This is a genomic window from Streptomyces sp. NH27, assembly GCF_056859195.1.
Map to the genome: position 1 here is coordinate 1 of NZ_JACEGK010000307.1, position 9,505 is coordinate 9,505.

The 9,505-nt window shown below is 71.9% G+C and carries 9 protein-coding genes; 3 read left to right on the top strand and 6 right to left on the bottom strand.

Annotated elements, in window-relative coordinates:
* The first annotated feature begins 255 nt into the window (after positions 1 to 255).
* Positions 256 to 666, top strand: a complete 411-nt coding sequence (locus tag AC13HU_RS23285; RefSeq protein ID WP_483043882.1) for a hypothetical protein — start codon at positions 256 to 258, stop codon at positions 664 to 666.
* Positions 667 to 960: 294 nt separating this feature from the next.
* On the top strand, positions 961 to 1,788 hold the full coding sequence (locus AC13HU_RS23290; RefSeq protein ID WP_483043883.1) for a nucleotidyltransferase family protein: 828 nt from the start codon (positions 961 to 963) through the stop codon (positions 1,786 to 1,788).
* Positions 1,789 to 1,953: 165 nt separating this feature from the next.
* On the opposite strand, the gene AC13HU_RS23295 is transcribed toward AC13HU_RS23290, so the two are convergent.
* The 6 genes from AC13HU_RS23295 to AC13HU_RS23320 form a co-directional block, all read right to left on the bottom strand.
* Positions 1,954 to 3,489, bottom strand: coding sequence for a DoxX family protein (locus AC13HU_RS23295; protein WP_483043888.1), 1,536 nt, complete (start codon positions 3,487 to 3,489; stop codon positions 1,954 to 1,956).
* Between the two features lie 149 nt (positions 3,490 to 3,638).
* On the bottom strand, positions 3,639 to 4,595 hold the full coding sequence (gene rlmB, locus AC13HU_RS23300; RefSeq protein ID WP_483043884.1) for a 23S rRNA (guanosine(2251)-2'-O)-methyltransferase RlmB: 957 nt from the start codon (positions 4,593 to 4,595) through the stop codon (positions 3,639 to 3,641).
* Positions 4,596 to 4,723: 128 nt separating this feature from the next.
* Positions 4,724 to 6,115 (bottom strand): cysteine--tRNA ligase, encoded by a 1,392-nt coding sequence (gene cysS / locus AC13HU_RS23305; protein ID WP_483043885.1) that lies wholly within the window; start codon positions 6,113 to 6,115, stop codon positions 4,724 to 4,726.
* A 183-nt stretch (positions 6,116 to 6,298) separates the two neighbouring features.
* On the bottom strand, positions 6,299 to 6,838 hold the full coding sequence (ispF, locus tag AC13HU_RS23310; RefSeq protein ID WP_483043886.1) for a 2-C-methyl-D-erythritol 2,4-cyclodiphosphate synthase: 540 nt from the start codon (positions 6,836 to 6,838) through the stop codon (positions 6,299 to 6,301).
* Positions 6,828 to 7,529, bottom strand: coding sequence for a 2-C-methyl-D-erythritol 4-phosphate cytidylyltransferase (gene ispD, locus AC13HU_RS23315; RefSeq protein WP_483043889.1), 702 nt, complete (start codon positions 7,527 to 7,529; stop codon positions 6,828 to 6,830). Before ispD ends, ispF begins: the two co-directional genes overlap by 11 nt.
* 285 nt (positions 7,530 to 7,814) lie before the next feature.
* Positions 7,815 to 8,297 carry a CarD family transcriptional regulator gene (locus tag AC13HU_RS23320; RefSeq protein ID WP_103889522.1) on the bottom strand — a complete coding sequence of 161 codons (483 nt, stop codon included), beginning with the start codon at positions 8,295 to 8,297 and terminating at the stop codon, positions 7,815 to 7,817.
* Positions 8,298 to 8,760: 463 nt separating this feature from the next.
* Here AC13HU_RS23320 and AC13HU_RS23325 point away from each other — a divergent pair, with 463 nt between their 5' ends.
* Positions 8,761 to 9,480, top strand: coding sequence for a DUF461 domain-containing protein (locus AC13HU_RS23325; protein WP_483043887.1), 720 nt, complete (start codon positions 8,761 to 8,763; stop codon positions 9,478 to 9,480).
* Positions 9,481 to 9,505 lie beyond the last annotated feature (25 nt).

Sequence of the window (9,505 nt, forward strand, 5' to 3'; positions counted from 1 at the left end):
ATACGCGCACGTCCACGCGCATGTCCATGCCCGCGTCCATGCCCATGTCCCGCGCAGCCGGGCGCTGTCCGCCCGCCCCTTCCGACCGTCTCCGCGCGACCGCGCCCCGCCCCCTCTCCACAGCCCGACATAAATCCTCAAATCCGGCCTTTCGGGTGTGTTCGTCAACACGGTGACTGCGGCTGCCCCGTTTCGCCTCCCTCGTCAGAGTGACTGAATGTCGCCAAATCATTACCATTCGCTACGATCCGATGCGTGAACCAGGTAGCTCGCCGTCTCGGCAAGACATTCGCTTTCGTTCTTCCGGTCGTCCTCGTACTGTCGGGGACGCTCGCCGTCACCCGCGTGCCGTGGGCCGCATCGTCCTCGGACGGACAGGTGCTGACCGCTGCGTCGACGAAGAAGCAAGCGGCCCTCGCGCCCCAGGAGGCGCTGCGCCAGAAGCTGCTGGCCGAACTCCAGGAGAAGGACCCGGGCGCCGCCCTGACCGACCTCCAGGTGGCCATGGCCAAGCAGCCCGGTCTGGCGCGCTACTGCGCCGACATCGCCCGCTCGCTGGGCCGCGCGGCCGTCGCCAAGTACGACGGCGCCGCCCACCGCGCGCAGGCGTGGTCGCGGCCGGTGTGCGACACCGCGTTCGCGACCGGCGTGGCGTCCGTCGGCTGAACGGACACGCGAACCCGAACCGTACGCAGGCGACGAGCACGGCAGGCGTACGGCCCGCACCACATGGGCCGTACGCCCCTCGTCGCATAACGACCTGGGGGGTAGTAGGGAGCGGGCTCGCGCCGCCCTGCGACTCCGCCTCCGGCGTTGTCGTCGGTCGACGACTCCCCCACAGCCTGCGGCGTGGGAGGTACCCCCACCGCATCGCCTCCCTCCTCCGCCTTGGATCCGAAGCCACATGACGCCGCTCCCTGATCCACTCCCTGCTACCCCCCAGGTCGTAAGGTGCGCTCCATGACGCGCGCCGACCAACGACCCCGTACCACCGCCGCAGCCGCCACCCCGCCCGCCGCGGCCTCACGTGCCGCGGTTCCGCGCTCCGCGGCCCGCGAAACCGGTGGCGGAGCCCGCACCCCGGTCACCCAGGCGGTTCTGCTCGCCGGCGGCCAGGGGTCACGGCTGCGGCCGTACACCGACGACCGGCCCAAGCCGATGGTGGAGATCCCCGGCACCGGGGTGCCGATCATCGGCCATCAACTGGCCTGGCTCGCCTCGGAAGGCGTCACGGACGCCGTGATCTCCTGCGGGCACCTCGCCGAGGTGCTGCAGAAGTGGCTGGACTCGACCCCGCTCCCGCTCAACGTCACCACCGTCATCGAGCGCGAGCCGCTGGGCCGCGGCGGCGGGCTGAAGTACGCGGCCGGCTCCCTGCCCCGCCCCGGCGAGCCCTGGTACGCCACCAACGGCGACATCTGGACCCGCTTCCCGCTGCACGAGATGGCCGAGTTCCACGAGGAGCGCGGCGCCGTCGCGACGCTCGCGCTGGCCCGCCCGCGCATCCCCTGGGGCGCCGTGGAGACCAACGAGTTCGGGCAGGTGCTGGACTTCATCGAGGCGCCCCCGTCGCCCTACCTGATCAACGCCGGCGTGTACGTCTTCGCGCCCGAGTTCACCGCGATGCTGCCCGACCTCGGGGACCACGAGCGGACCACCTTCCCCCGGCTCGCCCGCGAACGCCGGCTCGCCGGGTTCCCGATCCCCCACGGCGCGTACTGGCGGGCCATCGACACCGCGAAGGACCTCAACGAGGCCGCCAAGGAACTGGGTTCGCACCAGGAGTGATCGGCCCGCAGGCCGCCCCTCCTCTACGGCCGGGCATAGCGCAGGCGGCACAACCCACCAGGAACGCCGCGCACCAGGAGCGTGCATCGGGCGTACCGCACCCACGACCGAACGCGCAGGGGCGCCCCCTTCCCGAGGGGGCGCCCCTGCGCGATGTCCGAGCGGTCAGGCCATGTTCTGCGGGGCCGTGGAGTGGCCCGCGGGCCCCGCGGCGAGACCCAGCAGCGGCCCGCTGCCGAGCAGCCCGCCGATCGCGCCCTGCGGGGGTTTCGCCGGCGGTGCGGGCGGCGGCGGAGCCTGGGTGGCGGCGGGCGGCGGCGCATGGGTCGCCGGGGCGCTCCCACCGGAGGACCCCCCGGACGAACCGCCGGACCCGGACCCGCTGCCGGACCGCGTGGAGCCGCCACCCGTACCGATGGTGGTGTGGGTGCTGTGCGGCGCGCTGCTGCCGGTCGGCGCGTGCGTCCGGCTCGGCTTCGAACCGGACTGTGCCCCGTCGGCGCCGCTCTTCCCGCTCCTGCCGGGGCCGGCCGAACGCGTCGGGTCGGCCGAGGTGCCGGCCGAACCCCCGTCGCTGTCACCGCCGGAGACCTCCGGAAGCGGCGAACCGGGCAGGTTGTTCACGGGAGTCACGCCGGAACCGGAGTGGCCGTGCTCCGTGCTGCTGGCGCGGACGGCCGCACCCAGCACCGAACCGACCAGCAGCGTCAGGCCGATGGTGACCGTGGCGAGCACCGTGCCCCTGCGCAGCACGCGGCGGCGCAGGTCCCACAGGGTCACGCGGGGGCCGAGTCGGCGCCAGGCGTCGCTCGCGAGGTGGCCGTCGACCGAGTAGACCGGGGCGCCGGCGATCACCAGCGGGCTCCAGGCGGCCAGGTAGATGAAGTCGGGCGCGTCGTAGACCGGGACGGTCCGCCAGCTCACGGTGACCAGCAGCGCGATCGACACGGCGGCGCCGAACGCCGCGGCGATCCGCTGCCACAGGCCGAAGACGGTGAGCACGCCCACCACGACCTGGAGGAAGGCGACGGAAAGGCCCGCGCCCACCGGGTGGTTGAGCGCGACGTCGCGCAGCGGCTCGGCGGCGGCCCAAGGGTGCAGCGAGGAGAGCCACTTGACCATCGAACCGCGGTGGCCGCCGTCGAAGTAGACCCGGTCGCACAGCTTGCCCATGCCCGCGTAGATCGACACGAAGCCGAGGAGGACGCGTAGCGGCAGCAGCACGATGCCGAGGTTCATCCGCCGGTGCGGGTAGTACGCGTGCTTGACGGTGTCGCGGCGCCCGCGCGAGCGGGCGCGGTCGTCGCCGTCGGACCCGTCCCCGTCGCCATGGCGGTCGCCGTAGCCGTCGTCGTAGCCGCGGCCTCTCGTGCCGCTCAACGGTTCGTCCAGCGGGGCGCGCTGGCCGACCACCGTGGGAACGGCGGGCGGCAGTACGGACGTCTCGTCGATCCGGGGCAGCACCTGCGTCGCGGCTCCGGCCCGCCCCTGACCGGCCGCGGCGTCGGCCTGCCGACGCACCGCCTGCGTCAACTCGGGCGAGGTGTGGCCTGACCACACAACGGGCTTGCCACGCCGCATGGCTGGCATCCGTACCGTGTCCGCGACGCCGAGGGCGGGGGTCGAGGCCGCGCCGAGCTGAACCCGGAAGCTCGCATGGTTGACGATGACCTGGGCGGGATCGCTCGGCACCCGTGCCATGGTCAGCACGCGCTCATCAAACCCGGGCGCCCCTCCCCCCGTCGAGGTGCGGGGTGTTCTGGTGTCCACGCTCATCTAACCGAGTGACGGTCGTTTAGGACACTGCCTGACGGTCCCCCGTCAGACCGCCGGCACCGCGGACCGGCCGGCTACGCGCGGCGGCGGGACGCCTCGTACAGCACCACGCCGGCCGCGACACCCGCGTTGAGCGACTCGGCGCCACCCGGCATCGGAATCCGCACCCGCACGTCGCACGTCTCGCCGACCAGCCGGGACAGTCCCTTGCCCTCGCTGCCGGCCACCACGACCACCGGGCCGCCCAGCAGTTCCAGGTCCTGGAGCTCCAACTCCCCGTCGGCGGCCAGCCCGACGACGGTCAGCCCGGCCTTCTGGTACGCCTCAAGGGTGCGGGTGAGGTTGGTGGCACGGGCCACCGGCACCCGGGCGGCGGTGCCCGCGGAGGTCTTCCACGCGCCCGCGGTCATACCCGCCGCGCGCCGCTCGGGCACCACCACGCCGTGTCCGCCGAACGCGGCGACCGAGCGCACCACGGCGCCGAGGTTGCGCGGGTCGGTGACGCCGTCGAGCGCCACGATCAGCGGGTCCTCGCCACGGCCGGCCGCGGCGGCCACCAGGTCATCGGGGTGCGCGTACTCGTAGGGCGGGATCTGGAGCACCAGGCCCTGGTGGTTGAGGCCCGCGGTGATCCGGTCGAGCTCCGGCCGCGGCGCCTCCAGCAGCGGCACCCCGCGGTCGGTGGCGAGCGTCACCGCCTCGCGCACCCGTTCGTCGTTCTCGATGTACTGCTGGACGTAGACGGCCGTCGCGGGGATGTCGGCGCGCAGCGCCTCGACCACCGGGTTACGGCCGACCACCATCTCCGAGGTCGACTTGGCACCGCGGCCCGAGGGCCGGCGGGACTGCGCCGAGACGGTCCGCCGGGCCTGGGCGTTGGCGACCCGGTTCTTCTTGTGGCCCTTGCGCGCATCGGCCGGCGGCGTGGGGCCCTTGCCTTCGAGGGCCTTGCGGCGCTGCCCGCCGCTACCGACCGTGGCGCCCTTCTTGTTGGACGTACGGCGGTTCCTGCGCTGGCTGTTCCCGGCCATGGGAGACACTCTCACTTCTTCGGTCGAACGCTGCAAAGCTCCACGGGTCCCGCGAGCCGGTGAACACCGGAGGCCGACCCCGGAGGCCAACCCCTTGAAGACCGGCCCCTCGGGGCCGGTCGCCGAGGTCAGCCCCTGAGCGTCCAGCGCGAGCCGGTCGGGGTGTCCTCGATCTCCAGACCCGCCTGGACGAGCTGGTCGCGGATGGCGTCGGCGGTGCCGTAGTCCTTGCGGGACCGCGCGGACTGCCGCTGCTCCAGGACCAGCCGCACCAGGGAGTCGACGACACCGTGCAGGTCGTCGCCGCCCTCGGCGCCGCTCCAGTGCGGGTCGAAAGGGTCGAGACCCAGTACTCCGAGCATCGCACGGACCTCGGCCAGACGCGCGACCGCCGTCTCCTTGTCGTCGGCGGTCAGCGCGCTGTTGCCCTGCCGGACCGTGGTGTGCACCACAGCCAGCGCCTGCGGGACGCCCATGTCGTCGTCCATCGCCTCGGCGAAGGCCGGCGGCACCTCGGCGGCCGGCTCGACCGGACCCGCCTTCTCCGTCACCCGCTGCGCGAAGCCCTCGATCCGCGCGAACGCCGACTCGGCCTCGCGCAGGGCCTCCTCGCTGTACTCGATCATCGACCGGTAGTGCGGGGTGCCCAGGTAGTAGCGCAGCACGATCGGCCGCCAGCGCCGCACCATCTCGGAGACCAGCACCGAGTTGCCGAGCGACTTGCTCATCTTCTCGCCGCTCATGGTGACCCACGCGTTGTGCACCCAGTACCGGGCGAACTCGTCGCCGTACGCCTTCGCCTGCGCGATCTCGTTCTCGTGGTGCGGGAAGATCAGGTCGATGCCGCCGCCGTGGATGTCGAAGACGGGGCCCAGGTACTTGTGGACCATCGCCGAGCACTCCAGGTGCCAGCCGGGCCGGCCGCGGCCCCACGGGGTCTCCCACGACGGCTCGCCGGGCTTGGCGGCCTTCCACATCGCGAAGTCCCGCTGGTCGCGCTTGCCGGTCTCGCCCTCGCCCTCCGGCTGCCGGAGGTTGTCCAGCTCCTGGTTGGACAGCTCCAGGTAGTCGGGGAACGAGCGCACGTCGAAGTAGACGTTCCCGTCGGACTCGTAGGCGTGGCCGCCCGCGATCAGGCCGCGCATCATCTCGATCATCTCCGGCACATGGCCGGTGGCCCGCGGCTCGTACGTCGGCGGGAGGCAGCCCAGCGCGTCGTAACCGTTGGTGAAGGCGCGCTCGTTCTCGTACCCGATCGCCCACCAGGGACGGTCCTGCTCGGCCGCCTTCCTGATGATCTTGTCGTCGATGTCCGTCACGTTGCGCACGAAGGTCACTTCGTAGCCGCGGTAGCTGAACCACCGGCGCATGATGTCGAAGTTCAGACCGGAGCGGATGTGGCCGATGTGCGGGGCCGCCTGCACGGTGGCGCCACACAGGTAGATCGAGACGCGGCCCGGCGTGAGCGGGGCGAAATCACGAACCTGGCGCGCGTCGGTGTCGTACAGGCGAATAGTCACGGGACAAGGGTAGTGGGCGAAGGCGCGTGCCCCACGCCCCTGGGCGAACTGCACATGCTCCGGTCACAAACAACCGGCTCCGGCTCCGTACGAGCGGAGCCGTTCGCGCGGCGGGCAACCAGGACAAGGGGGGCGGGGAACCGCACGACCGGCCACCCACCGGCGGACGGTCCGGCAGCACCGTCAGGACGCGGAGCCCCGGGCGGATCGTACGACCAGCGCCGTGGCGATCGCGGCGAGCCCTTCACCGCGGCCGGTGAAGCCCAGCCCGTCCGAGGTGGCCGCGCTGACGAAGACCGGCGCCCCCACGGCAGTGGCCAGCACCTGCTGCGCCTCGTCGCGCCGCTTCCCGATCTTGGGCCGCTGCCCGACCACCTGGACGGCCACGTTCCCGATCACGAACCCCGCGTCGCGGACGATCCGGGCCGCCTCGGCGAGGAGTGTCAGCCCGGACGCGCCGGCCCACTCGGGCCGCCCCGTGCCGAAGTGCGCGCCGAGGTCACCGAGCCCGGCCGCGGAGAACAGCGCGTTGCACGCGGCGTGCGCGACCACGTCGGCGTCGGAGTGCCCGGCCAGGCCGGTCCCCTCGCCCTCCCACTTCAGGCCCGCACACCACAGCTCGCGGCCCTCCTCGAAGGCGTGGATGTCGGTGCCGATACCGACCTGCGGCAACGGCGGCAGCCCGCCGTCGGACGGCCCGGCGCTGTGCTCCTCAGTGGCCATGAGCCCTCCTGCGGGCGAGTACGGCCTCGGCGAGCACGAGGTCCAGCGGGCGGGTCACCTTGAACGCCTCCTCGTGTCCGGGCACCACCCGGACCGGCACGCCGAGCTGCTCGACCATGCTCGCGTCGTCCGTGACGTCCTCGGTGACGGTGGCGTGCGCCTTGACGAGCACGGCGCGGTCGAAGCCCTGCGGGGTCTGCACGGCGCGCAGCAGGGCGCGCTGCGGGGTGCCGGTGACCGCGCCGGTCTCCGGCTCGACGCTCTTGACGGTGTCGGCGAGCGGAATTCCGGGGACGACGGCCGGCGCGCCGGAACGCACCGCCTCGACGACACCCTCGACGGTCTCGACGGGCACCAGCGGGCGGGCCGCGTCGTGCACCAGCACCACGTCGACGTCGTCGGGCAGCGCGGCCAGGCCGAGCCGTACCGAGTCCTGCCGGGACCCGCCGCCGGGGACGACGGTGACGGCGGTCGCCTCGGGCAGTTCGTGGGCGTCGAGCAGCGCTCTGACCTCGGCCGCGCCGTCGGGCGGGGCGACCACGACGATGACCTGGACGGCCCGGGCCGCGGCCATCGCGCGGACCGCGTGGACGAGGATCGGCACCCCGCCCAGGGTGCGCAGCGCCTTGGGCGCGCCGGGGCCGAGCCGGACGCCACGTCCGGCGGCGGGAATGACAGCGGCGGTACGCAGGTTTGTGTCCTTGTGTCAGATGGGTATCGCACTCTTCAGTGCCTGGCGCGGTGTTCTTCCGGACCCCTTCCGTGACCTCCGGAGGACCTTCGCTCGCCCGGCATGATGGGCATGCCGTGGTATCAGCATGCCGCAGCACCCGGTCATCCTGCTCGACCGGGTGCCGCGGCAGGTCCCCCGTTGGTGGCCGGGGGTGCGTCTGCGTAAGTCGGTACGTCACATGGGGCGGCGTGGGGTCTCACACCGGCAAGGACGCGACACGAGAACGTCCGAAAAGGGACGGTCTTACGACGCGAGGACCTCGTCGAGCAGAGTCTCGGCCTTGTCCTCGTTGGTGTTCTCGGCCAGTGCGAGTTCGCTGACCAGGATCTGTCGCGCCTTGGCGAGCATGCGCTTCTCACCCGCCGACAGGCCGCGCTCACGCTCACGGCGCCACAAGTCGCGCACGACCTCCGCGACCTTGATGACGTCGCCGGAGGCGAGCTTCTCCAGATTTGCCTTGTAGCGGCGGGACCAGTTGGTGGGCTCCTCGGTGTACGGCGCCCGCAGCACCTCGAAGACCCGGTCCAAACCGTCCTGACCGACCACGTCGCGTACGCCGACGAACTCCGCATTGTCCGCGGGTACGCGTACCGTCAAGTCGCCCTGGGCGACCTTGAGCACCAAGTAGGTCTTGTCCACGCCTTTGATCTGGCGAATTTCGATCGCTTCGATCAGCGCGGCCCCGTGATGGGGATAGACCACGGTGTCGCCAACCTTGAACGTCATGTGACAGGTACCCCTTCCGTGGCTATCCAGGGTAACACGGGAACGGCGTCTTCTGAATGGCGTTTCCGCAGGTCAGGGCATATCTCGGGGCTTGACAACCGCCCCCGGAACGTGCTGGAGGGGGCGGCGCCGAGGAGGTATTCGCAGGTCGGAGCAGGTATACGCCGGGCCCGAAACGTACCCGTTACAGCCCCGGAGGACCCCGAACGGGGGGCGGTACGTCCAGATTTGTCACTCTCACAGGAGTGCGCCCTCGCTACGCCGTTCGGGCCGATGGCCGGTTACCGGCCGCCCGAAGATCGAATTTTGCCCGATCATGGAAAAGGCCCCGCGACCGATCTTGGGGCACTCCGGTAATCAACGCGCCCTAAAGGCGGGGCCGGTGCACGACCGAGGGTGTGGCGTCGGTAATGTAAGGCCGCTGGAAGATCTTCCGTACCCTGCCCAAGGAGATGCCGCCGCCGTGGTCCGCAGCATCCGTCGCGGCGCTCTCGCCGCCGTACTCGCGCTCTCGCTCGCGCCTCTCGCCGCCGCATGTTCGGCCGGCAACGACGCGGAATCGCTGGAGGTTCACCCGGACAGCGACTCGGGATCGGTGGGTGACGTGAAGGTGCAGAACGCCTTCGTGCTCACCGACCCGAGCGGACCGGCGACCATCACCGCCCGCCTGTTCAACAACGGTTCCTCCGCCCAGAGCCTGCAGTCCGTGCAGATCGGCGGCACCACGATGGCCGAACTGAAGGGCGCCCACGGCGGATCGACGATCAGCGTGCCGGCGCACGGCACCGTGCTGCTCGGCGGCAAGGGCAACCCCGCGGCGGTCCTGCGGGGCCGGAACGAGGCGCTGCGCGACGGCGACGTCCAGAACGCGGTCTTCGCCTTCAGCTCCGCCGGCGCGGTGAAGATGGAAGTCAACGTGACGCCGGCGAGCAGTTACTTCGCGCCGTACGGGCCGGGTTCACTGCCCACGACGGCCGCGCCGACGACGCCGAAGGCGCCGTCGACGAGCAACCGGACGACCGGGGCGTCCGGGGCGTCCGGGTCCGACAAGACCTCGGGCAAGTCGTCCGGTAAGACCTCGGACAAGTCGCCCGGCAAGACCTCCGGCGACAAGTCCGGCACGCCGACGGGCACGGGGACGGGGACGGGCACGCAGACCGACACGGGGACGCCCGCGGCGTAAAGCACGCGCACGTATAACGTAAGGG